This is a genomic window from Oceanobacillus sp. FSL K6-0118, assembly GCF_038006665.1.
Classification (GTDB): Bacteria; Bacillota; Bacilli; order Bacillales; family Amphibacillaceae; genus Oceanobacillus; species Oceanobacillus caeni.
Map to the genome: position 1 here is coordinate 1 of NZ_JBBOVR010000004.1, position 21554 is coordinate 21554.

The window sequence follows — 21554 nt, forward strand, 5'->3', positions numbered from 1 at the left end:
CAAAATTAGGAAATAACCTACATGTTTGAAGAAAAACATTTCGAGAATAATTAAACATCGCTAAAAAGGGGCAAAACATTTTAAACGACAACGGTATGACATGGTACAGGGATTTCAAATGATTTGATAGTCCCTTTGCGGAAACATACCCTAAGCAATATTTAAAGTAAAATTTTTTTCACATAAATAAAAGCCCTTTCCTTGATGGAAAGGGTTATCCTAAATAAAAGCTTGCACTATTTGAGCAACCATAAACATTACAAAACTCATAAACAAGGCAAATGTTGCCGATTCCTGAAACGCTTGAAGATTACTATCCGCAAAAATAGAGATACTTAAATGAACAATTAGGTAAAGGTAAGATAAACTTAACGATGTTTTTAATCTTTCAATAATAAACTTATCTAAAATAACTTCTTTATTAAACATGTTTTTCTTTTTAGTAGCAACTAATGTTTCTTTGATTAACAAATAGGAGCATACTATAGCCCCAACTGAAAAGATAATCCCATTAAAAGTTTCTCCACTAACAAAAGAATTGTATGCCACAAAAGTAAAAAGTAATATAAATAATAAATTGAAAAATAGCTTCAAAATTTTCGGAACCCTCATTGAACTCACTGAGAACCCTTCCTTTCTTTTATGTATAAAAGAGCCGAATTGCTTCAATGTTACATAAAAAAGGTGTATTTATTTGATAATGCTGTATGTCATTAACTCCCTTTGTGCCGAAATATAATTCTTCAAATTAAATTGATTATTTTCGAATAGAAAGTTTCTTCCTTCTTCATCACAATTATCTGATTTTAGGTAATCATTGATAATATCGCGTGAATGTAACATCATATTATATTTCCTTTCTTCCCTGATATCTAATAAAAAAGATATTAGGGAATGCGGAACCTTTACATTATTATCCATGCCTTGATCCTCCTCTCCGTTTTTTCCTTGACGTTACTCCAACCATACCTCTTCCTCCTAATCTCTCCTCGCCTGCTGCAGTATTTCCTCCTTACTCCTCTCTAATTGTTCTCCGCTAAACTTATTTATCTTATTATCCAAGATGTTTATATCCTCCCCTTTACAAATATTAGTTCTGATCTTCGGTTTACTTCCTTGTGTAGATAATTTATAGCTTCTCTTTTTAATATTTCTCTATTAAAGTTACTGTAAACCAATTGAAAAATCTCAGTATAATCCATTAAAACAATCCAGCGCGTAGATTTTTCTCTCATATGTACAATTTTATAGTTTCCATCCTTTTTGATAATTGATATATTAAATCCCTTTTTATCTTGTTTTTTAAACATTTTTACTGCTAAATTGTATATCTCCGTGGAGTATTGAATTGTAATTCTCGGTGGTCTTCTTCTACTGTAATTCACCTTTAGTTTCCTCCCTCTTTATTGATTTGTTTACTGACAAGTACAATAGACCCTAATATTTAAGGTCTATTGTACTTGTCAGTGAAATTAAGCCCTATATATCAACCTTTTCCGTCCCCTATCTTCAATGTTGAAACGTTTTTTTATTTCCTTGTTAGCAAAGCTAAATTCTAAACAATACAGATTACATATTTCATTTATAACTTTGTCAAAATGATATTCCTTTTTTCGTTCTCCAATCGGTAAATGAAGTTGTTTTATTACTTCCTGTTTAGTTGTATACCCTTTGTTTCCAATATTTTTTAGTATGATATTTGAGTACGTTTCTAAAAATCTTTTATAGTTATCGGATTGCACTCTACCATCTGGAAAAACCTTTTCGGCTATTTCCTCACCAAACATAGAAATTAAAATATCCTTTGTCATAGTTGATACTTTAAATTTATTTTCTTGCATAGTTTTTGCTCGCTGATCTGCAACAGATAAAACATAATCAGTTAATTGATTAAAAGAATAAAAATTAGTTACTCTTTCTTGGTTCTGATTTTTAGCTTTAACTTGTACATATGTTGATAGTTTTTCGTATGGAATACGCTTCATAACTCCTAATGTGCAAAGTATATTTAAAAGTGTTTTTGCTCGATTATTGTTAATACTTGATGCACGTTTATACTTAGCAAACATATTTGAAGCATATCTTGTTGAAAGGAAGAATACCGCTTGTCCTTTATAGCTGTATTTCGTACCATGTAAATTACTTTCTGCATAGTCCATTAATGCCCTTAACTCTAATTCATATAGGTGCAAATATTTATAAACATAAGGAAAATTATTTTTTATATAAGATAAGTCACCTATACGCATTGTATTAAAATGATACTTTTCTTTTTGCTGTATTATAAACTTGCTTTCTTTGTATTCAATACCTTCAAAGGCTAGAATCTCCTCAATCGCTTGCTTAATGTCAATTTGTTTTAATGCTGACCATAAATCTATTAAACTTAAATTTAATCTTCCTTTACCGCCAATGTGTGAATAACAAATATATCTAAACTCTCCTTTACTATTTAATACAATTTGGGCACTAGGATTTTCATCTTCATGATCGTGGAAGATGCAAGAAAAGTTTTTCCCTTGTTGCACATCATACCCATGATGTTTTAAAAAAGTAATCATATTCACGTTTCTAGCCTTACTATAAGCGTCTGTTAAGGATTCCGATAAATTACCCTTGGAATGACTAACAATAGCTTTTGAGTTGCCTGTGTTCATCATATTTATAAATATATCAGGTACTTCTTGTAACTCTGTATCGTTAATATGATGTAGCCACTCGTAACCCTCGCCATAGGCAACTACATAGCCTCCATTATTTCTTATATCAATGTTTTTATTTTTATTTATTTTAGTAGCCGTTTTCAAACGCCCATCATACTTAAAATATAAATGTTTACCTCCTGACTGCGTTTTAACCGTTGGTGTTAATGGTAATTCATAGCCTTGTTTTAATAAATCTTGTTCGGCTTCCCCATCGAGATCAATAACAGTTATTCCATTTATCTTTCCAGTTAAAATTGCAAGATGTGAAGATTGCCTAAATATTTTTTGTTCCTTTATTGACGGTTTCCTTGATTGTAATAATTTCCACTTTTTTGATCCAATCGCTTTTTCTAATAGCTCATAGTTTGGTTCTTTTTTCACTGTTCCATCTATCCCTTGTATTAATTGCACGGGAATACAACTAAAATTATGCATAACAAAAAGCGCCTTTCCTTTCCATAGTTTTTTGAAATGAAAAAGAAAGCCGAATTTATTTCAAATTAATACTTTTGACCGCGTTAGCGTTTACAAATAAATAAAATTAGTGCGTTTTCTTATTGCAGAAAAAAGAATAAACTATTATACTAATGTAAAATAACTATCATATATAGTTTATATCATAAGATAATACACTAATAATAAATCTGTAGCCTAAAGCAGTTTATTATTCTACCAATGGGAAGTTATTAGCTCTCTTGTCGCCAAACAATTAAAAGCTATGACTTCCTTTTTCATTTCTATAAACCATAATAACATTGATATTTATGTTATTTTCCTAAAATCTTATCAAATAGTTAGTATAAACTCTAAATGTTAGTGTAGACTTTTCTTGTTCTAACCAAATAGCCGTTTCCAAAATCCCTTTTTTTCTTCGTTTTCTTGCTTCTGGATATAGTCAACAGCAATATCCAATTTTTCTTTTAGCAATTTCATTTCTTCTTTCATTTCTTTGTTTTCTCCTGTTAAACGTGAGTGGAGTTGTTCTGCTTGTTCTTTCGTCATAATATTTTCTTGTTGCGGTAATCCTTTAGTTGCTTTTGTTAGATCTAATATTAGCTGTTGCAAATCTTGAATTTGCTTTTCTTGTTTTTCCATCTTTAAAACCATATTTTCAAATACAGCTGGGGTTGCTGGAATATTTTTTGGTCTCGCTTCTACCATACCGCCGAACTTATCCAAAAGTACGCGTTCTACCTCTTTGAAATCCGTCCGTTTCATACCTTTATCTCTCTGTTTTAAAACAACGTCTTGTATTGTTTTTATTTTTTCAACTTGTTCTTCATCATACATACGGCCATGCGTGAAATCCCTTTCCACTACTCCTAGATATCCTTTTTCTTCCCAATTTCGTAAAGTATGATGTTCAATCCCAAATTCTCTTGTTATTTCATTAATATATTTCACCATTTAATACACCCCCTAACATTAGCGTGATACAATACTTATGTATACCTTATTTTACAGTTAACATAAGGCATAAATCAATCTAATATAAGGATGATATAATATGTTTTTCTTTTATATCATCAATGATACTATTATCTATTATCTACGTAAGAATCAAATTATCCTATTCATCCATTTTAATTACTGAATTTTTCTGTTTGAGGGTCTTGAAATACGCATAGTGAGAATAAACTTAGTAAAATAACTTCTTCAGAGAAGGATTAACATAGTGGAGACTAAAGTGGGGGAGATTGAACCATCTTTATTTTAATAGAACACCATTTAAGATAAACTCCCAATGTAGTCTCCCAAAGCTTATCCTGCTGCCACTAAATTTTAGCATGATGGAAGGAAATCCTTCCCCTTCATCTTCATCACAACGTCAACTCCTTGTCATCACCCTCTTGTTTTTCTAATAATTGGCGATATAGTCGATCCGTTAAATTACTCATTGTTGTTCCTCTTTGTCTACAATACGCTTGTATATCTTGCTTTAATAGTGGGTCTAACCGCATACTTGTCATCACCTTGCGGTAATCTCCGATTGTGTTATTCTTCTTCTTGTTCCCTGATATATCTAAATAATTTGCGTTTCGAAATTTAACTTTAAAATATGGACTTGTTTTACCAGTTTTATCCTTGTACTCTTCCTCTTTTATATCCCGTCTATTAAAATGTCCTACTAGCTCTCTTATTACAACCTGTTTCAACCCTTCCCATATCATCCGTTGCATATAATCACTTATCTTATACTCTTGTATTATTGTAATCATATACTGATATAGGGTTTGCGTATCAATCAGTACCTCCTTATGATTATGGATATAAAAATACCTCTCTGCTTCTTGTTTCATTCTCACAATATCATTATGAACTACCTCTCTAACTATTAATGTAGGAACATTAGTCTTAGTATACTTTTTTCTGTTGTTCAAGATTTTCACCCCGTTTTGTATATACAAGTCCTTACCTTTTAAATACTAATCGTATATCTGTTGTATAATATATGCTGGAATAAATTACCGCTCTTTTTATTATTCCCCTAGACTTACCTGAAATCTTCCCCATCTACTTCCTACCAAACCTCGCCTCTATTTTAACCTCAATCTACCTTGATTTTTCCCTTTATTATATCGACCATTACTTGATGCATGATATTGCTGAACGTCAATTTTCTCTCATCTGCTATCTTTGATATTTGTTTTTTTAAATCATCATTGATCCTGATGTGTAAATAACTATTTTTTCGCATCGCCTGAAGCTCTCTCAAATCAACGTATAACACATATTGGTCTATTTCATTATTCAATTTTTTGTTCTCCGCATTATTTGCCCTTTTAACGCTTTCTGAGAGCTTTTTCCTCTTCTTAGACTTAATACTACTAGAACTCTTGAAATCTAATTCTAAATCGCTATTTTCAACATCTTCTCGCCTCATTTGAAAGAACTCCTCCGCATGACGAGCGTCTGTCTTAACCTTTTTTATTCTGATTCGTTCAGGATAGACGTATAAACGTATTCTACTCTCCTTATTATGTTCGGCCTGTATTTGTAATAGAGCATCATACATCGCCTTATGATATTCCTCATAACTAACTCCGCTCGTCTTATTTTGTTTTTTCCGTAAATGATATCTTTTTGAAAGATAACTCTCGCTCTTGGAATTTATTTTTCCAGATTCAATCTCATCAACATAATTACTTAACCTTTTCGTAAAGTTCTTTACATCGCACTCTACAATTCTATCTAACTTATTTGTCATCACACTCACCCCACATTGCTAGCACACCGTGTATCGATGTATTTATTAAAATACTCTGTCCTCACACTTATTAACCACTATCCATCCCTAATTAATATCCAACATACTGTCCCTATCTAAATTCTTAAAAGGCACAAAAAAGAGGACAATTTACGTCCTCGTGAATAACTTGATATAAACCTAATAAATACTAATGTTAGACTAATACCTAAATAAAAAAGCTAGATACATATTTGTACCTAACTATTTACCCAGTCATATTTCAAAACTTCCTCTTCTGCCTTCCTACCATCATCATCCAGCATTTTATTTAATTGTTCCAAGTTAAAACGAGCTTTTTCAATCATTTTCTTAGCTTCTTTTCTTTCCAATACCTTATATTGATTTTGTTCTGTTAAAATCTCTCGTTTTATAGATCTAGATTCTTTTATCCAAACATTAATTTTATTTTCCATTTTATATGTTTCTTCAATAAAATATATTGCTCTTTTTCTATAATCAGCAGCTTTCATATTTTTAAAGTTAACTTCATTGCTTAAAATACTATTTATAATCGCTTTTAAGGTGTTTATTTGTTCATTTGTAGCACTTTCTAGCTTTTGACCAGTAGACCATCTTAGCTGGAACCCTATTATAGCTCTTCCTTTTTTTTGTTCCTGATATGTAACTTCTAATTCTGTATATTTATTGATTTCTGCAATAGCTACGTCTAATACAGTTTGTTTAAATTTTGCAGTGTTTTTTTTATATGTTACTTTATCCTCTACACCAAACAATTTCATTAATGCTGCTTTTGTGAATGTTTTATACCAATTCCCATAACTTGCTTTCAAATAGTCATACAACTTCCACGAAAAGCCACTTTTAAAATTAATTAGAACCGGAAGTCCATTCGTTATGTAACTATGTTTTAGCTCCAAAATATGCGGGATCATATCTTCTGACCACTTAAAAGTAAATAATCCTCTATCATATGTAATCCGCTGAAATACCCGTAAGTAGTCAAAATAATCGTTTTCTATATCCTCAATAGCAAAACTAAGATCATATAATTTTTTACTATCCTCTTTAGCGTGTTTAGTTTGGTATTTTTCAATGTCAAACTTCTTTTCAAAATCGGATTTATTAAATTCTGTTTTGCCATTTTGCTGTGTGCAATAAATAGCATAGGCTAATAACTGCATTTGATTCAACGTCAAACCATAGTTCATCCGAGCCATGGAAAATTCATTACTTTTTTTAATACTGTTATCGTAGTCAATTATTACTTTTTTTTTATTTTTAATCACCTTATCCCCCCTTTATTCACATTATACTTTATTACCAAAAGAATAAAAGTATAATGTTACGAAGCTCTTTAAAGGGATAAAAAAAGTACATAAAGGGATAAAAAAGGTTTATTAAAGGGATAAAAAAAGTACATAAAAGGGATAAAAAAAGTACATAAAAGGATAAAAAAAGTACATAAAAAAGCTAAACCATTTGAGCCACAAGGGATTTAGAACTTGTTAAATATATTAATTAATAAATATATAAATAAATATATAAATAAAATAGATCATGTTTACATTTAAAAAAAAATAGGGATAAAAAAAGTACAATGTATTATTACTATTATATTGAATAAGTATCATTGAAATTACAATCCTTAAATCCCGATAAAAAATGTCAAATATAATTGACATGGATTAGGGAGCTTGAAATTTAGTTGTTTGTTTCATTTTAAAGAACTGAAATGGATTGGATTCTTAGCATAATGTTATGCATACTTATGTAAAGCCAGCTCTTCGCAAACTAGAGGCTCCTGATAAGGTAACATATGGTAAATTAGAAGAAACTATATATGATGCTATTAAAAAGCCACTTGGAGCAGGGCCAGCGAAAATTGGAGCTAAAGCGATAGTGGAAATAATTGAAATTTTTGCACCTATTTAAGAAGTGTATTGGGGGCGTTAAGATTGGATATTAAAAACATATCAGATGTAATAGAGGATTTAGAGAATCAAGTAGAACGTTTAAATAATGAAGTCTATAATTTGAATTCTAAAAATGAACTTTTAGAAAATCTTTTAATTAAAGTTATTGAAAACAACATCGGATCTTTAGATTTATTATGTGATATTAATTACATTGTGTTGAAGGAAGATTTAAGTGGGGAAGAAAGAGCTGAAATTTCATTTTTACTTCTAAGAACCCAAAAAGAATATATGTTAGAAGGTAAAGTCCCAAGTTTGGAAGAATTCCATAACAAATTGCTCAAAGTTCTAGGTGTTGATCAAAGTGATAAAAAGAAATATCCAATTCAAATTTCAACTCAATTGCTCCAAAATCAAATGCAGTTAGGTGATTTTTCTATTGGAAAAGAAATATTAGATAAAAAATAATAGATTTTATGCGTGTATTCATGCTATTAAAAGTGGTTTTGTCCACTAAAATTTGCAAGACGATAGCGACATAGCTACATTTAGCAAGAAACGAAATTTAAACAATTTTTACTGCTTCGTGTGGCACTTAGTTAAGTGTTAAGTGAAAAATAGTTATGAATAATTTTACCTCTCATTTTTATTCTTGAATGAGAGGATTTTTCTTTTCAATAAACATACATTTTCAGTTAACATAATGTCTATTTTAGGAAGTTGTAAAACAGAAAAACATTGATCTATCAATGTTTTTCTTCTGTTCCTATGTAGATCACATACAGATTACAATCTTTTGCCTTCCGAAACCATCCAACCTTAATTAAACGCTCCTCATCTGGCTTTGTGGTCCACACGGTGAGTGCTTCATCCTCTAATTGTCTAGTAACCTTACGCTCCTCCATTATAGTATCAAAACGATCAATTCTTTGTTACTTCCGTGAAGGTTATAACCTTGCTCCAACAAGGTTTTAATAGCTTGAATATTTGTTTCTTTGGTCGCCTTACGAGTTGTAAGGCCTTTTTCATTTCTTCTTGATTTCTTCTGTTTCTTGTAGCTGTACCGGTAATCAAATCCGTATTTTTTAACACTGTACAATTGATTCTCGAACTCGTCTTTTGACAATGGACTCTTTAATTCTAAGTTCATCGACCATGCAGCTGCACTAGCATCAGAAAGACTGCCAGACGTTCTTAAAACAAATAGAGCGTAAAAATATATACATCGTTTCCTTCTGTCTTTGTCAAAATATCCAATATCAAAGAGATATTCAATATCTCTTACTCTTTTAAGCTCTACCCTTCTCCAATTACCCAATGGTACTAAACCAATTCCAATAGGCTTGTCCTTGCGATTAAAGCTACTAACCTTTGGTTTTGCTTTTTTCGGATTTCTACGAGCTTCGGACCTATATCCGGAACTGTATAAACCTTATCACTCTCAAAAACCGTATAAACGGCTTTAATGGACTTTTTAGGCTTATTGTACGTGCTGCCATCTAATCGTAAAAAATCGTGCCAAATCACCTAATCTATCAGCCTCTAGATAAATCATTTCGTGATTCTTTTAGAAAATCTCTTGCAGATTGACGAGGTAGTTTTTTAGACTTAATTTGTTCTACTTCTTTAATAGCGCTTAGTATGTTTTTAGAATAATTGACTAATAGTAATTTTAACTTCGTATTCTCATCTTTGATAGATAAATGAAAATTGAATACTGCCACTAGAATTTCCCACCTTGCCATATTAATTTAAAACTTGTTTCCCCATTCCCGGTGCCTCATTTCTTAATTTCACATGCCATCCATTGGAATCAATTTGTGAACAGAAAATGGTTGAAACTACTACCCTATGACTTGCTTTAGGATTTCTAATAAGATAGCTGCCTCATCTGATGTTAAATCTGTTAGTAGCCACTTGTCGAGTATTAGTAAATCGACTTTAGAATAACAACATAGTATCTTTCTATTTCTAATGAAGTTGGTTAAAATTTATTGGTTTTCTTTTTCCTCTATCTTTTCCTGAAGTTTATCTATCTTTTCCCCGTACTCTTTCCTCAGATTGTTCATTTCATCGTACATATCTTTAATCTTCTGGGTATGTTCATTTTGTATCTGGGTGATTTTTTCAGAGTATTTACGATCATTTTCTAGTAAAGCTTTATCTTTTTCTATCTCCATTTTTTGTTTAAGTTGATCAGCATTAAAATTGTTTTGACGTTCTTGTTCCTCTAATTTCTTTCGAAGGTCTTCGATGATGGATATATTTTCGATATTCCCTTCTGAAAGTTCATCGATTTGAGATTGTAACTGTGATTTTTCTTTTGAGAATGATTGTTTCAGTGTTTCATTTTCATCCGCATAAAACTTATATTTATTTACTAGGCTACTTAAGGTATCGATTTTTTCTTTATACTCATTAATTAAATCTAAGTTATTTTCATTAGTTAGACGCATTTCGCTTAAGTTGTTTTTTAACTCATCATTTTCTTGTTGGATTTGACTTAAATTTTCCTTTAGTTCTTCTGCTGATTCTATAGCTGTTTTTGCCTTTTCTTGAAATTCTTTAATTGTTGTTTCCTTTTCCTCTATCTTTTCTTGTAATTCACGTACAGTTTGATTTTTTAAGTAATTAGAACGTTGAACCATGTTGGCAACTAATTCATAAATTCTGGTTGTATGAGTTTCCAACTCCACTAAATCCATTTTATGTTCTGGCGAGCCTTCTTTTAATTCATTTTGTTCAACCAAAGCGACAGCCTTGGCGAACCACTCCTTATTACTTAATCCAGATGATTCTATCATTAATTGGGTTTTTTCGTGCAAATCCTCACTAACTTTTACTCCGAATGTTTTATCCGCCATAAACAATCCCCCTATCAATTTGGTTAACCTAAGAGATATATATAAACAGGTTGGTTAACCCGGTTAACCCAGGTTAACTATACCATATCATTTTTGAAACCACAAAAAAACCTCATACGCTTCATTGTGATAAATGGATACGTTATGAAGTAAAAAAATGTAAATAACCTCGGTTTTAGTAGACGAAATCGCATACTACAAATATGACATTTGGATTATCTCATCCAATTTGGGGTAACACATTCTTTACTCCCTCATTTCTTCAATTCTTAATAGGTCATATTCGAAACGGTCAAATATGGCATAATAGTACTTATCATCTACAGATTCAATTTTAGCTACTACCTTCACAGGATTTTCTTTCATAAAAGCATAAAACAACTTGGTAAAAGCTTTGTTTTTTATACGCTTATTCTTAGTCCTACAAGCTATAAAAACTTGTTTTTTCATTCTCTTATCTTTATAACTATGCTCTAAAATTTCTCCAACTACCTTATCCTTATTCATAGTATTAACATCCTTTCTTTTGCTTCACATTTTGCGTCATTTAGAAATTTCACTTTGTATTTTTATTATAACTGTTATATAAACGGGTTCGGCAATTTAACTGAATTAGCCATCGATTATCTTTCCTGAAGGTGAATTATGTGTTTTCGTCTTCATCTTCATCCAAATATTCATCTAGGCTTTGATTTGTTAAACTAGGGCCATTTAAGGCTTCCTGTCTTATTTCTTCCAAAGCATGAGGTATTCGAGATTTTACCTCTATTAATCTTTGAATTAATTCTTCTTCAGTGTATCCTTGGTTTTTTAAAACCTTTAAAATATTAGCACTAAAACCAAAGGCATCTTCATTTACGGTCATGTTTCCACCTACTCTCTATTACATCAACTCACCTAAATCGATGATAATATTATGTTTTTTTCAAAAGCATATACGTTTTTTTATTAATTCTCATAGTAAAGAAAAGTTTTCCAGTATCATCCTTAATATTTTCGGTAATTTCATCAATATTTTCTCTTATAACATCTTCATACGTTTTCATAAGATTAGCATAATGGTCACTAGATCTAACTACTTCCAGTCCAACTCCAGATGATGTAAGCCCCATACCAGGTGGTGCATAAATAACTCCGGGTTCCGGCTCAATGAATGAAAAGACATGGGATTTTCGAAAGGATTTTATATCTCTATCTGTTACTGGTTTATTAAGTCCTATGGCATCATTAACCTTGAATTGTTTAATTGATTCAGCCCAATTATGATGAATAATCCGAATCATATCTTGATTAGTCCAATTTCCGTGTTCCATAATACTTATAAAGTAAGCATTTTGTTCATCAAATCGAACTAAAAGAACTGGACCTGTTCTATTGAAAAAGGAGGGATTGTGTTTCATTTTAGAAGTACCTAGATGTAAATGATGGATTCCCCAATCATTAAGAAGATCATCATCATAATCTAAATCTAGAATCCTTGTACTTAAATGAGGACGTAAATCTACACCTTTTTTCACTTTATCTTTTACTAAATTAAAACCTAAGCGCACTTCAGAAGGACATTTAAATTTTTTTGCAATAAGAACATTACGTGGAACTGCTGGAATTAGTCTTCTAACCAAATTAAAGTATTGTATACTAATATCATCTGGATTTTCAGCAGGACTATATCCCGCCCGCTCTAACTCTCCCTCTCCCTTTAAATAGAAAATCCAGTCTCGATAAAAGTTCATCTTGACTTCATATTCCATAAACTTCCCTGCCTTTAAACATTTAAATCCTGTTAAAAAAGGAAAATCCTTATAAAAGGGTTTTCCTTGAAATAGTATTCCTATATCTATACCTACAACTAAAATTCCTTTGTTAGGTTCATTATATGTCATCAGCTCTGCCATATAATTTGCTATGGCTGGTGGTGTGAAAAATTGTCCTACTTGTAACTTTTTTAATTTGTTCTATATAATTTAATGTCCTATTATAAATATGATTTAATAGCATCATCTTTTCACCCCACTAAATCATATATATGTTCTCTTATTTTATCATACTGTATTCCTTTAGGCGGCTTAATCTTATTTTCGTTATCTTAGGTCTTGACCTGTTTTTGCTGATTAGAAAGCAAGATATCTTATCTATCTTAACTTTTGATTATATTTTATAACTGAATTATTTAATTTATAGTTGGTATTAATTGATTTATGTTCTCTCTCCCCCTCATAATATCCTCTTTCAGTCCTATTTTGCTTTCAGCTTATATTTCTTAATCCCACTAAGTTAGTTACTTTTATACTGAATTATCATCTTTTCATTCAACTTTGTGTGATATAATAAAACTTGCAATTCTAACTATCGATAATACGAGTTATCAATAATTAGAAAAGGAGATTTACTATGGATAATCTTATTTTAAATTCAAAAAGCAACCAACTATCGTTAGAAGTTTTTGAACTCCAAAAAGAGGCACAACATCATTTAGAAAACTCCAAAGCAGAAAATACGAAACGGGCATACAGTAGTGATTGGAAACAATTCGTAGATTGGTGTAGAAGAAATGAACTCCATTCGCTTCCTGCTAATGCGGAAACTGTGGTTTATTTTATAACATATCTTGGAAAATCAAAAAAGGCTTCTACTATTAAACGAAAAATGACAGCTATTTCCCAGCGTCATGAGACTGCCGGTTATCCAAGTCCAACTAAAACTTCCCTAGTTAAAGGCGTATGGGATGGATTGCAACGATCGATCGGGATTAAAGAGGAAGGGAACGACGCTTTATGGCTAGATGACTTGCGCCGATTATTAGATGGTATCTCCAGTGATAGACTCATTGATATTCGTGATCGGGCCATCCTTGTGATTGGCTGGGCAGGGGCTCTCCGCAGAAGTGAGTTAACTCGATTGGACGCTGAACATATCGAATTTACGCAATATGGATTAATTTTAAATCTAATAAAAAGTAAAACAGACCAAAAAGGGGAGGGACAGCAAGTAGCTTTACCATATGGGAGCAATCCCAAAACATGTCCCGTGCGTCTATTAGAACATTGGTTATCTATATCTGGCATAACAGAAGGTCCCATTTTTCGAAGAATTGACCGACATGGTAACATATTGGATCGATTAACGGCACAATCTGTACGATTAATTGTTCGGAAACATTGTGAGCGTGTCGGGTTAGATTCCAAGCGATACGGTGCACATAGTCTCCGTAGTGGGTTTTGTTCAACTGCAGCAAAGGCTGGGAAAACAGAACATCAGATTATGCAACAGACCAGACATAAGCGATCTGATTCCTTGCAACGATACATTAAAAAAGTGCATTTATTTGATGACAATGCTGCAAGTGGGATTGGTTTGTGAATTTTTGTCTTATCCCACTTGTTAAACCTGAAGGTGATTTTACGAGGGAGGCAGTTGAATTGTAATACTCCATTCCAAATATGTACAATTATCTTCTTTATCTAAATTTTTAACTATATATATTAATATAGAACGAAGAACTTGACCATCTGTGGATGGTCAAGTTCTTTAAAATCAAGGAAAGGAAGCATTCAACTTATACTTTATAGGTACAAATCCTTTTAAATCATGCAAAAATATTACACTACTTCCTTCGACAAGCTATTATTATTTTTCCCTGTACTTAAAAATATCTCTTCCAAAGTTGGTTCGTATACTTGAATTCTAAATACATCAATATTCATTTTCACAAAGGTTTTATTAATTTTAGGAATTACGCTTTCTTCTGTAACAACTAAACTAACTTGATTCTCTCCCCATTGGATATTTGTTCCCAGTGAATTAAGTTTATTATTCAATTCTTTATCATGGGAAAGCTTTCCGTGTTTAATAGTAACAGTTATGTTTTTTTGGAATTCCTTTTTTAGTGCCTTAATACTTCCTTGAAGATTAATAACACCTCTATCCATTATGGCAATTTCATCACAAATCTTCTCTACCTCATCTAAATTGTGAGAGGTTAAGAAAATTGTAGTACCATCTCTAGAAATATCTTTTATAAGGTTATGTATTGTTAAAATAGAGTTTGCATCTACGCCGGAGGTTGGCTCATCTAGAAATAATACATCAGGATTATTTAGTAAAGCTTGCGCAATTCCAAGCTTCTTTTTCATCCCAAAAGAATATTTCTTAACCTTTAAATTTTCTACATCTTTTAGTCCTACATGTTCTAGCAATTTAACCATTTCATTTTTGCTTAATTTTAGCTTTAATACCCTACTAAAATACTTCAGGTGATCTAATGCTGTTAAGTCATCATAGAACGATGAATAATCCGGTAGTACGCCAATTTTAGTTTTGGGAACTTTTTGGGAGTTACTATTGGAAACGTTTATAGTAAATGATCCTGAACTGGGTATACATAAACCAGTAATCATATTTATGAATGTAGACTTACCTGCACCATTTTTACCCAGGAAACCAAAAACAGATCCTTTTCGTACTTTTAAATTAACATTATTTACAACTGTTTTTTCTCCATATTTTTTTGTTAAATTATTTGTCTCTATAGCATACATCATAAGTCCTTCTTTCTTATTGTAATTAAACTTATTCCTAAAAAAATAATTGGAAAAATTAATACTAGGTAAGTATAAATTTCATTGTCTTGACTATAGAAAAAGTACGGAGTGATATAGCTATACAATTTAAGTAGTATGTTATCAGAGCCAATACTCCATAATCCAAGGGCTGTTATTACTATTGATAACGCCATTCCCAAAAAGCTTGTTATGCCTGTTTTGGAAATAACAGTGGAAAGCATTATAGTTAGTCCTATAAAATAGGCTACAAAAATTATAGATTGTGTTAATTCAGAGACATAAAATGATTTAGAAAACAATGTTATTAACAATACGGCAGCTGTTAAACATACAATCCAAAAAAGTAAAGTTCCTAAGAATTTACCTAAAATAATATTTTCTCTTGAGGTCTTGGTTGCAACAAATCTAATTGTTCTGGATCTTAATTCTTCATTTATCGTGTTATGAGATAAAGTGAAAACAAATAAAGGACTAGCTAATAATATAATTATTAATAACCCAGTTGCATAAGGGCTATCTCCCATACCTAATTCTTGACTTGGTGTAATCGTTCCTATAATATTTTTCGCCACGATGACATGGTTGTTTGCTAGTGATAGAATTGAAAGTATCACTATGTACATTGTATTGCTCATAGTTGGGCTGATTATCTTAATAGAAGAATGGATAAGAGGTAGAAAAGCCTTCAATAAACGACGTCAAAAGGAAATGAATATTATGAAAACAAAGGATTTATAATGTAAGCATTAAAGTTTAATAAGTATACATCAGGTTATTATATGTATTATAATAATAAAACCATGCTGACTGCATATTCTTAGTTCCAATATTATAAAGGCCTTTTAAGAGCCTAATAAGAGTATGTATGACACTATTAAACAAGTACTCTGTTTAATAGTGAAACAGGGGAAGAGATCGGACCTCTATCCCCTGTTTCTTTGAAATTAATTAATAATTGAATCAATTTTGTTGCTAATCTTTTATAACCAGATTTTATGGAAAAGCCAGCCCATACATAAAATTTACCCCCCGAAGAATTAATAACTCCTGAATCATCTAAATATATATACATTTTGTTCTCCTCTTTAGAATTCTTTTAATGATAAGTTCACTAGAATAACCAGTTATATATGTGAAATATTTTAGAGTAAGTCCGGATAGTTGTCTATGTTATAATTTTAATCATTAATTGGAGTTAAATTGCAGAATTACTTTATCCTTATTCTAAAAGCTGTAGTATACACTATTGATTAAAAGAGAGGTGCTAAAGTGGTTGATTATATGAATTTCGATGTAATGCTTTTCGATGAGTTAATTGCTACCGTCAATCTGAAACCTAAAGGGAGCGATAAACCCTATGTTGTTAACTATATAGAAGGATTCAATAAGCAATTCTCACCTAATCCTGAAGGGTATATCACAAGAGAAGAAATAGAAAGATGGTTGAAATGGCGAACGTTTCCCAAAACACGAGCGAATGCCAATGAAATATTATCTGCACTCGGCATAAATAGTTATAATCGTTGGGCGATTGTAAGGAAAACACATGGAGTTATGGCAGATGACGAAATCTGGTTACGTTTCAAAGGAGAAGAAACATTAAAGCATCGAGATGTAACGATACGTAAATCGTTTTATTATCCAGATGATAAATGAAAAAAAGTGAGCTATATTTGCTTCACTTTTAAGGGTTAAATGACGCAGGCCATAATTGAAAGGTTTGTAAATTTATTCCAACCAGGAAGGAAGATTTATGCTTTTGATAAAGATACTTGTAAATAAAGTCCGTTGTAAAAAATGCGATGATATCATCGAATCTAGGCATTCACATGATTTTAAAGTATGTAAATGTGGTGCAATTTATATTGATGGTGGTACGGATTATCAGAAATATGGATGGGGTTCGCCGTCTAATTTAGGATCATCTGCAGAAGAATATATAGATTTTAGTTATTCTGTTTACAAAAAATAGAACAAATAAAAAAGGAAGGATATTTACATCATTCCTTCCATTTGTCCAGGATCCTTCTAGCCAATTCCCTTTGTTTTTTTTCAGAAAGCATATAGGAACGGAAGACATCTGGTACTTTTTTTATTTCCGTTGTAGGGGCATTAATTATTTTAAGACATTCTTCTTCATTTAGGGTGTAATTTCTAGCCGGTTCTTCTGTAGGCCCAATTTCTTCCCCCTCGTTATCCTGAATTTTATTTATTGTTGTCCACCCTTTTCTCATACTCTTTTCACCCCTATTTTTATGTTCAAATATGTTTTAAATCATACATAAATAGTATAGGATAAAAAGGACGATATGTAATCACAGTATACGTCCTTTTGGTAACTTCATCGCTCGAAGCGAGAGGTTGCTCTTACTGTTTATTTGCTATTAGAAGAACCACCACTGCTTTTGGTCGAGCGATTTCGGGTGGTCTTCTTTTTCTTTACCTATATAACTACAATATTTCTCTTCCCATTGGAATGCTAAAATACTCTTCATGTCGATTCTAGTCTGTGTATTTAGCTAATAATTCTTCTAGAGTTGTCTTTTTTGATTCCTCTTTATTATCACGGTATTCTTCTAATGTTCTCAAATTCTCTCTCCGTTGCTTTAGATGGCAGATAGTTTCTCAAAACTATAAAAGAGTATGATCCATTAGGATTATGCTCTTTTATAATTATGTATTTTCCATGGGTTAATCACAATATATCTATATCATTTCTTATCTACTCAACTATTTACTTCTTCTCCTTAGTTAAAACCTTAGTAAAAATCAATACCTAGCTTTAAATCCTCGGTAATTTTTATATTTTGGTTTTAACTTAAATATTAGATGATAAAAGAGGGTTTTTATCCGGGTTTTTCAAGAAAAGCAATTAAATTACTATAATTTTAACAAGAAGTTATATACTTTTTTGATTTTTTCTTTAGTCGAATCTCTTACTAATAATGAGTAGTTTTTAAAAGGGGGTAATTTCATTGAAAAGCATAGTTGTATACGGAGCAAAATGGTGTTCTTATTGTAAAAAACTAGAAAATTGGTTGGTTGATAATGAACATAATTACGAATTTAAAGATATAGACAACGAGGTAAACAATCAGGAATTAAACACCTATGATGCACATGGGATTCCGTTCATTATCATCAAAGATAACGACACAAAACATACCATTGAAGGTTTTAACCCTGAACAAATCAAAAACGTTATTAATAGTTGATAAATATCTAATCAATTAAAAGAAAAAGAGTAGCCGCAGCTACTCTTTTTAAATTATAAGGAGGTTTTATATTATGACACTAGGATTTGATTGTACAACAAAATTAAATGAAGCAGGCGCTAAAAGTTTAAAAAAGGCAGGATATCATTTTGCTTTGAGGTATCTAGGGAACAGTTGGAAATCATTTAGCAAAGCAGAATCGGCTGTAATTCAAAAAGCAGGGTTATATTTATGCTCCATTTACCAAGTAACAGCTAACGAGGCTTCCTATTTTAATAAAGCACAAGGTCTAAAAGATGGTAGACAAGCCACTACCAGGGCAAGTAACGTAGGACAACCAAAAGGCAGTGCTATCTATTTTACGGTCGATTATCCACCTGTTGGGGCATTAGAATTAAGGAATATTAAAAATTATTTTTCTGGCGTTAAATCTACTCTCAGTAAAAATTTTAAAGTAGGCGTATACGGATCATATACAGTTATTGAAGCAATGAATGGATTAGTCGATTATTATTGGCAAACTTACGCCTGGTCAAATGGAAAAATATCTAATCACGCTCATTTAAGGCAGTATCATAATAACGTGACCGTGCAAGGCATTAATATTGATAAAAACGAGGCGTATAAGAACGATATTGGCCAATGGGGAGGTAAAGGTCTGAACGTCAGCGAAAAGCCATATACTAGCAATAAAATTTCAAATAAGGAGATTGCAGGCAGTTTTTATAAAATTAAGTCCGGGGATACACTCTCCGATATTGCTAGTAAAACAGGTACTACGGTAAAAACATTGCAAAACCTTAACGGTATTAGTAATCCTGATTTTATCAAGGTAGGACAGACGCTAAAATTAAAAGGGTCTCCCAAAAAAAACTTCGGAAGCATTAAAACTTATACTGTAAAAAGGGGCGACACTTTAAGTGGTATTGCTATAAAATACGGAACTACTACCCAACAGTTGCAAAGTCTAAATAAAATCAGTAATCCAAACAAAATTTATGTCGGTCAAAGGGTTAAGGTTGTTGCCGGCAACGAAAAGCCATAATAGCATTACCAATTTGGATAGTTAGGAGAAACGATAAAAAAATATTCCCTTTGGTATGTTATAATGGCAAAAATAAAAAAACGGAGGAATCAACTTCCCCTAATAAAGATAATGAGGTGAAAAACAAATGAAAAAAACTTTTTATGGAAAATGGTCTTTTATTTTAACTATTATATCACTGGTTTTGGGGGGCATATTTTTAACATATCTCCTTACGGGAGCTGAAAACTTTGATGTTTTGAATAGAACAATAGGTTATATTGCAGGTATTCTTTTATTAATCGCATTAATTTTTAGCATTATTTCAAAAGTAAAAAGTGAAGCAGAAAAGTGGAAAATAGCACCGTGGATTGGTTTAGGTATTGTTATTCTCGCGATTATCACTATGTTCGTCATTTTCCTTATGAATGATTTTGCTCCTTAATCCCATTGAATTAAGAGAGAACCAAACACATTAATAAAGGCTGCCGAGTATTTCTCGACAGCCTTTATTAATACATAAAGTTATAGATTTAGCATTTCAGGAGCATAACATGGCAGCCCTTTTTGCAATAAATGCTGTTCTTAACCTAGATGTTCCCGGATTACTAAGTCCATTCGAACATGAAAGCAAGTCTTTATCACACTTACAACGGTTTGAGCTATCTGATCCTTTATAATCTTTATATTTTTTATAGCACTGGTCATGCTTGCAGCAACATTTGTCTAAGGCGTTTTCAGTATTGCTATTTGTACATGAACTCCCGGAAAGCCCGCAACCAGGTCCACACCAGTCGTAATACACTGTCTTTCCTTTATACGTAAATTTACAGCACGTATTTTTTGTAAAACAGAGAGCGCTGTACTTTTTACCTTTTCGTTTTGCCATATTTTTCATCCCCTTTGTTTTTAATTATTCTTCAACATCTTCAGGTTGATCTTCCATTTCTTCAATCGGTAGTTCCACAGCTGTTAATGTGGTTGGTGCACTATACCTGTCAAGTAATTCATAATTCTCGTAAAGAACACTGTTTTCCGTTTTTTCCCCATTTGATTCAGATAAATATCTAACTTGAATGATTGTATTCAATCGATCTGCATCAATGTTATTATTCTTAAGGATATTAATATATCCGTAATTACCAAAAAGGAAAAACATGCTTGTCTGTTCAACAATTGTTTCGTCTTGACTGTCTACATCTTCCGTTTCGTTTTGCTCCAGTTCCGCATCAAAATCTTGTGGTCCTATTTGATTTAAGAAGCGATAAACAACAACTTTATCTGGTTCTGGATACTCCCCTTCGGCGAAAATCCCTGAATCTCGAATAGTATTTTTCACCTTTTCTTGCACAAGATATTTCTTGTATAATTGTGCTTCGTCATCGTCAAGTCTTCTTTCAATAATCTCCATTTCTTTAATCCTCCTTTATATTTTTTGGGAGGCAGCACCCGGAATTGAACCGAGAATCGAGGTTTTGTAACCTTTGCCTTACCAACTGGCTATGCTGCCGTGTATATACTATATAAAGAGGAATCAATTAGCTGAAAATCAAATTTAAATAAATAAAATGCCTATAACCTGATTAACGGATAAAATTAATAGTTTCTCAATGAAAAACAGGCATCTCATTAAATGCTGAAATGCCTGTTTTTCATTAACGACTATGATATGTTCGTCACTTAAGATTACAAATATGGTTCTTTAATTTGTTAGAGATTGTTAATTGATCAGTAATTGCATCCATCAGTATCCTCTCATCTTCTGGTGTTAGTTCATTTTCAGCTAAACACTTTGAAAAAGAAGCTTGTATCTCTCTCGATTTGCAATAACATTCCAATAGTTTAGAGTTATCCATTACTCATCCCTCACCTTTTCAGTTCTTTTAACGCATTTCTCAATTCTGATATAACATTTGCCAAGTTTTCTATCTTTTTCTCAAATCTTACAAATAAATAAATTGTGATCATAACTGGAAAACCAAAATTACCTAAAATATTAATTAATGCAGCATATTCATTTTCCATCAGTAAACCTTCCCCTCACACAAAGAATTATCCAG

The 21554-nt window shown here is 31.7% G+C and carries 29 protein-coding genes, 1 tRNA gene and 2 pseudogenes; 9 read left to right on the plus strand and 23 right to left on the minus strand.

Features of this window, described 5'->3' with window-relative positions; genetic code table 11:
• Positions 1–219 precede the first annotated feature (219 nt).
• The 8 genes from MHI02_RS18060 to MHI02_RS18095 all read right to left on the minus strand — a co-directional run bounded on the left by MHI02_RS18060 (position 220) and on the right by MHI02_RS18095 (position 7202).
• On the minus strand, positions 220–621 hold the full coding sequence (locus MHI02_RS18060; RefSeq protein ID WP_047186309.1) for a hypothetical protein: 402 nt from the start codon (positions 619–621) through the stop codon (positions 220–222).
• Positions 622–690: 69 nt separating this feature from the next.
• Entirely contained in the window at positions 691–921 is a 231-nt protein-coding gene (locus tag MHI02_RS18065; protein WP_047186310.1) for a hypothetical protein, read from the minus strand.
• Between the two features lie 146 nt (positions 922–1067).
• Positions 1068–1385 (minus strand): hypothetical protein, encoded by a 318-nt coding sequence (locus MHI02_RS18070; protein WP_047186311.1) that lies wholly within the window; start codon positions 1383–1385, stop codon positions 1068–1070.
• A gap of 87 nt (positions 1386–1472) precedes the next feature.
• Positions 1473–3140 carry a bifunctional DNA primase/polymerase gene (locus MHI02_RS18075; protein ID WP_047186312.1) on the minus strand — a complete coding sequence of 556 codons (1668 nt, stop codon included), beginning with the start codon at positions 3138–3140 and terminating at the stop codon, positions 1473–1475.
• A 399-nt stretch (positions 3141–3539) separates the two neighbouring features.
• Positions 3540–4112: a helix-turn-helix domain-containing protein gene (locus MHI02_RS18080; protein ID WP_047186313.1), complete on the minus strand. Its 573-nt coding sequence runs from the start codon at positions 4110–4112 to the stop codon at positions 3540–3542.
• 413 nt (positions 4113–4525) lie between these two features.
• A complete protein-coding gene (locus MHI02_RS18085; protein WP_047186314.1) occupies positions 4526–5086 on the minus strand; it encodes a hypothetical protein in 561 nt (186 codons plus the stop codon).
• 167 nt (positions 5087–5253) lie between these two features.
• Positions 5254–5913, minus strand: coding sequence for a hypothetical protein (locus tag MHI02_RS18090; protein ID WP_047186315.1), 660 nt, complete (start codon positions 5911–5913; stop codon positions 5254–5256).
• Positions 5914–6152: 239 nt separating this feature from the next.
• On the minus strand, positions 6153–7202 hold the full coding sequence (locus tag MHI02_RS18095) for a replication initiation protein (protein WP_047186316.1): 1050 nt from the start codon (positions 7200–7202) through the stop codon (positions 6153–6155).
• 472 nt (positions 7203–7674) lie between these two features.
• Between MHI02_RS18095 and MHI02_RS18100 the strand changes: the two genes are divergently transcribed.
• A complete protein-coding gene (locus MHI02_RS18100) occupies positions 7675–7848 on the plus strand; it encodes a hypothetical protein (RefSeq protein WP_157851597.1) in 174 nt (57 codons plus the stop codon).
• 23 nt (positions 7849–7871) lie between these two features.
• Complete coding sequence (locus tag MHI02_RS18105) at positions 7872–8297, plus strand: hypothetical protein (RefSeq protein ID WP_047186317.1); 426 nt, start codon at positions 7872–7874, stop codon at positions 8295–8297.
• Between the two features lie 436 nt (positions 8298–8733).
• On the opposite strand, the gene MHI02_RS18110 is transcribed toward MHI02_RS18105, so the two are convergent.
• The 7 genes and pseudogenes from MHI02_RS18110 to MHI02_RS18135 form a co-directional block, all read right to left on the minus strand.
• Positions 8734–9147: a hypothetical protein gene (locus MHI02_RS18110; RefSeq protein WP_047186318.1), complete on the minus strand. Its 414-nt coding sequence runs from the start codon at positions 9145–9147 to the stop codon at positions 8734–8736.
• Between the two features lie 217 nt (positions 9148–9364).
• Positions 9365–9553, minus strand: coding sequence for a hypothetical protein (locus MHI02_RS18115; RefSeq protein ID WP_047186320.1), 189 nt, complete (start codon positions 9551–9553; stop codon positions 9365–9367).
• A gap of 55 nt (positions 9554–9608) precedes the next feature.
• Positions 9609–9796 (minus strand): annotated as a pseudogene (locus tag MHI02_RS18635) (AAA family ATPase); the annotation flags it as partial.
• Positions 9797–9820: 24 nt separating this feature from the next.
• Complete coding sequence (locus tag MHI02_RS18120; protein ID WP_047186321.1) at positions 9821–10693, minus strand: hypothetical protein; 873 nt, start codon at positions 10691–10693, stop codon at positions 9821–9823.
• A gap of 246 nt (positions 10694–10939) precedes the next feature.
• Positions 10940–11200 (minus strand): hypothetical protein, encoded by a 261-nt coding sequence (locus MHI02_RS18125; protein WP_047186322.1) that lies wholly within the window; start codon positions 11198–11200, stop codon positions 10940–10942.
• Between the two features lie 136 nt (positions 11201–11336).
• Positions 11337–11558, minus strand: a complete 222-nt coding sequence (locus tag MHI02_RS18130; RefSeq protein ID WP_047186323.1) for a hypothetical protein — start codon at positions 11556–11558, stop codon at positions 11337–11339.
• 49 nt (positions 11559–11607) lie between these two features.
• Positions 11608–12444 (minus strand): hypothetical protein, encoded by an 837-nt coding sequence (locus tag MHI02_RS18135; RefSeq protein ID WP_047186339.1) that lies wholly within the window; start codon positions 12442–12444, stop codon positions 11608–11610.
• Positions 12445–13084: 640 nt separating this feature from the next.
• Between MHI02_RS18135 and MHI02_RS18140 the strand changes: the two genes are divergently transcribed.
• Positions 13085–14053 carry a site-specific integrase gene (locus MHI02_RS18140; RefSeq protein WP_047186324.1) on the plus strand — a complete coding sequence of 323 codons (969 nt, stop codon included), beginning with the start codon at positions 13085–13087 and terminating at the stop codon, positions 14051–14053.
• 239 nt (positions 14054–14292) lie between these two features.
• Here MHI02_RS18140 and MHI02_RS18145 read toward each other — a convergent pair whose 3' ends face one another.
• The 3 genes from MHI02_RS18145 to MHI02_RS18155 form a co-directional block, all read right to left on the minus strand.
• Positions 14293–15231 (minus strand): ABC transporter ATP-binding protein, encoded by a 939-nt coding sequence (locus MHI02_RS18145; RefSeq protein WP_047186325.1) that lies wholly within the window; start codon positions 15229–15231, stop codon positions 14293–14295.
• The gene (locus MHI02_RS18150) at positions 15231–15878 is read right to left on the minus strand and encodes an ABC transporter permease subunit (RefSeq protein ID WP_341166216.1); all 648 of its coding nucleotides are present in this window, start codon (positions 15876–15878) and stop codon (positions 15231–15233) included. The genes MHI02_RS18145 and MHI02_RS18150 overlap by 1 nt, the downstream gene beginning before the upstream one ends.
• A gap of 251 nt (positions 15879–16129) precedes the next feature.
• The gene (locus MHI02_RS18155; protein ID WP_047186327.1) at positions 16130–16327 is read right to left on the minus strand and encodes a hypothetical protein; all 198 of its coding nucleotides are present in this window, start codon (positions 16325–16327) and stop codon (positions 16130–16132) included.
• Between the two features lie 197 nt (positions 16328–16524).
• On the opposite strand from MHI02_RS18155, the gene MHI02_RS18160 reads away from it, so the two are divergent.
• Together MHI02_RS18160 and MHI02_RS18640 are read left to right on the plus strand one after the other, a co-directional pair.
• A complete protein-coding gene (locus MHI02_RS18160) occupies positions 16525–16911 on the plus strand; it encodes a hypothetical protein (RefSeq protein ID WP_047186328.1) in 387 nt (128 codons plus the stop codon).
• Positions 16912–17008: 97 nt separating this feature from the next.
• Complete coding sequence (locus tag MHI02_RS18640; RefSeq protein WP_052771786.1) at positions 17009–17227, plus strand: DUF7695 domain-containing protein; 219 nt, start codon at positions 17009–17011, stop codon at positions 17225–17227.
• A 28-nt stretch (positions 17228–17255) separates the two neighbouring features.
• On the opposite strand, the gene MHI02_RS18165 is transcribed toward MHI02_RS18640, so the two are convergent.
• The gene (locus tag MHI02_RS18165) at positions 17256–17489 is read right to left on the minus strand and encodes a hypothetical protein (protein WP_047186329.1); all 234 of its coding nucleotides are present in this window, start codon (positions 17487–17489) and stop codon (positions 17256–17258) included.
• 741 nt (positions 17490–18230) lie between these two features.
• Here MHI02_RS18165 and MHI02_RS18170 point away from each other — a divergent pair.
• From MHI02_RS18170 to MHI02_RS18185, 4 genes are all read left to right on the plus strand, one after another.
• Positions 18231–18470: a glutaredoxin family protein gene (locus MHI02_RS18170; RefSeq protein WP_047186330.1), complete on the plus strand. Its 240-nt coding sequence runs from the start codon at positions 18231–18233 to the stop codon at positions 18468–18470.
• A 73-nt stretch (positions 18471–18543) separates the two neighbouring features.
• On the plus strand, positions 18544–19515 hold the full coding sequence (locus MHI02_RS18175) for a DUF1906 domain-containing protein (protein WP_047186331.1): 972 nt from the start codon (positions 18544–18546) through the stop codon (positions 19513–19515).
• Positions 19516–19642: 127 nt separating this feature from the next.
• Entirely contained in the window at positions 19643–19939 is a 297-nt protein-coding gene (locus MHI02_RS18180) for a hypothetical protein (protein ID WP_047186332.1), read from the plus strand.
• 109 nt (positions 19940–20048) lie between these two features.
• On the plus strand, positions 20049–20174 hold the full coding sequence (locus MHI02_RS18185) for a hypothetical protein (RefSeq protein WP_341166217.1): 126 nt from the start codon (positions 20049–20051) through the stop codon (positions 20172–20174).
• Between the two features lie 8 nt (positions 20175–20182).
• Here MHI02_RS18185 and MHI02_RS18645 read toward each other — a convergent pair.
• From MHI02_RS18645 to MHI02_RS18200, 4 genes and pseudogenes are all read right to left on the minus strand, one after another.
• Positions 20183–20392 (minus strand): annotated as a pseudogene (locus tag MHI02_RS18645) (hypothetical protein); the annotation flags it as partial.
• A 15-nt stretch (positions 20393–20407) separates the two neighbouring features.
• A complete protein-coding gene (locus MHI02_RS18190) occupies positions 20408–20905 on the minus strand; it encodes a hypothetical protein (protein WP_047186333.1) in 498 nt (165 codons plus the stop codon).
• Positions 20906–20934: 29 nt separating this feature from the next.
• Positions 20935–21004, minus strand: a tRNA-OTHER gene (locus MHI02_RS18195).
• Between the two features lie 356 nt (positions 21005–21360).
• Complete coding sequence (locus MHI02_RS18200) at positions 21361–21519, minus strand: YvrJ family protein (protein ID WP_084824115.1); 159 nt, start codon at positions 21517–21519, stop codon at positions 21361–21363.
• Between the last annotated feature and the right edge of the window lie 35 nt (positions 21520–21554).

Bases quoted from the DNA above. Each gene is read 5' to 3' on its own strand.
- MHI02_RS18065 (WP_047186310.1), bottom strand. From the start codon at position 921: ATGGATAATAATGTAAAGGTTCCGCATTCCCTAATATCTTTTTTATTA.
- MHI02_RS18075 (WP_047186312.1), bottom strand. From the start codon at position 3,140: ATGCATAATTTTAGTTGTATTCCCGTGCAATTAATACAAGGGATAGAT.
- MHI02_RS18080 (WP_047186313.1), bottom strand. From the start codon at position 4,112: ATGGTGAAATATATTAATGAAATAACAAGAGAATTTGGGATTGAACAT.
- MHI02_RS18090 (WP_047186315.1), bottom strand. From the start codon at position 5,913: ATGACAAATAAGTTAGATAGAATTGTAGAGTGCGATGTAAAGAACTTT.
- MHI02_RS18100 (WP_157851597.1), top strand. From the start codon at position 7,675: ATGCATACTTATGTAAAGCCAGCTCTTCGCAAACTAGAGGCTCCTGAT.
- MHI02_RS18120 (WP_047186321.1), bottom strand. From the start codon at position 10,693: ATGGCGGATAAAACATTCGGAGTAAAAGTTAGTGAGGATTTGCACGAA.
- MHI02_RS18125 (WP_047186322.1), bottom strand. From the start codon at position 11,200: ATGAATAAGGATAAGGTAGTTGGAGAAATTTTAGAGCATAGTTATAAA.
- MHI02_RS18130 (WP_047186323.1), bottom strand. From the start codon at position 11,558: ATGACCGTAAATGAAGATGCCTTTGGTTTTAGTGCTAATATTTTAAAG.
- MHI02_RS18135 (WP_047186339.1), bottom strand. From the start codon at position 12,444: ATGGAATATGAAGTCAAGATGAACTTTTATCGAGACTGGATTTTCTAT.
- MHI02_RS18140 (WP_047186324.1), top strand. From the start codon at position 13,085: ATGGATAATCTTATTTTAAATTCAAAAAGCAACCAACTATCGTTAGAA.
- MHI02_RS18145 (WP_047186325.1), bottom strand. From the start codon at position 15,231: ATGTATGCTATAGAGACAAATAATTTAACAAAAAAATATGGAGAAAAA.
- MHI02_RS18150 (WP_341166216.1), bottom strand. From the start codon at position 15,878: ATGTACATAGTGATACTTTCAATTCTATCACTAGCAAACAACCATGTC.
- MHI02_RS18155 (WP_047186327.1), bottom strand. From the start codon at position 16,327: ATGTATATATATTTAGATGATTCAGGAGTTATTAATTCTTCGGGGGGT.
- MHI02_RS18640 (WP_052771786.1), top strand. From the start codon at position 17,009: ATGCTTTTGATAAAGATACTTGTAAATAAAGTCCGTTGTAAAAAATGC.
- MHI02_RS18165 (WP_047186329.1), bottom strand. From the start codon at position 17,489: ATGAGAAAAGGGTGGACAACAATAAATAAAATTCAGGATAACGAGGGG.
- MHI02_RS18175 (WP_047186331.1), top strand. From the start codon at position 18,544: ATGACACTAGGATTTGATTGTACAACAAAATTAAATGAAGCAGGCGCT.
- MHI02_RS18180 (WP_047186332.1), top strand. From the start codon at position 19,643: ATGAAAAAAACTTTTTATGGAAAATGGTCTTTTATTTTAACTATTATA.
- MHI02_RS18185 (WP_341166217.1), top strand. From the start codon at position 20,049: ATGGCAGCCCTTTTTGCAATAAATGCTGTTCTTAACCTAGATGTTCCC.
- MHI02_RS18190 (WP_047186333.1), bottom strand. From the start codon at position 20,905: ATGGAGATTATTGAAAGAAGACTTGACGATGACGAAGCACAATTATAC.
- MHI02_RS18200 (WP_084824115.1), bottom strand. From the start codon at position 21,519: ATGGAAAATGAATATGCTGCATTAATTAATATTTTAGGTAATTTTGGT.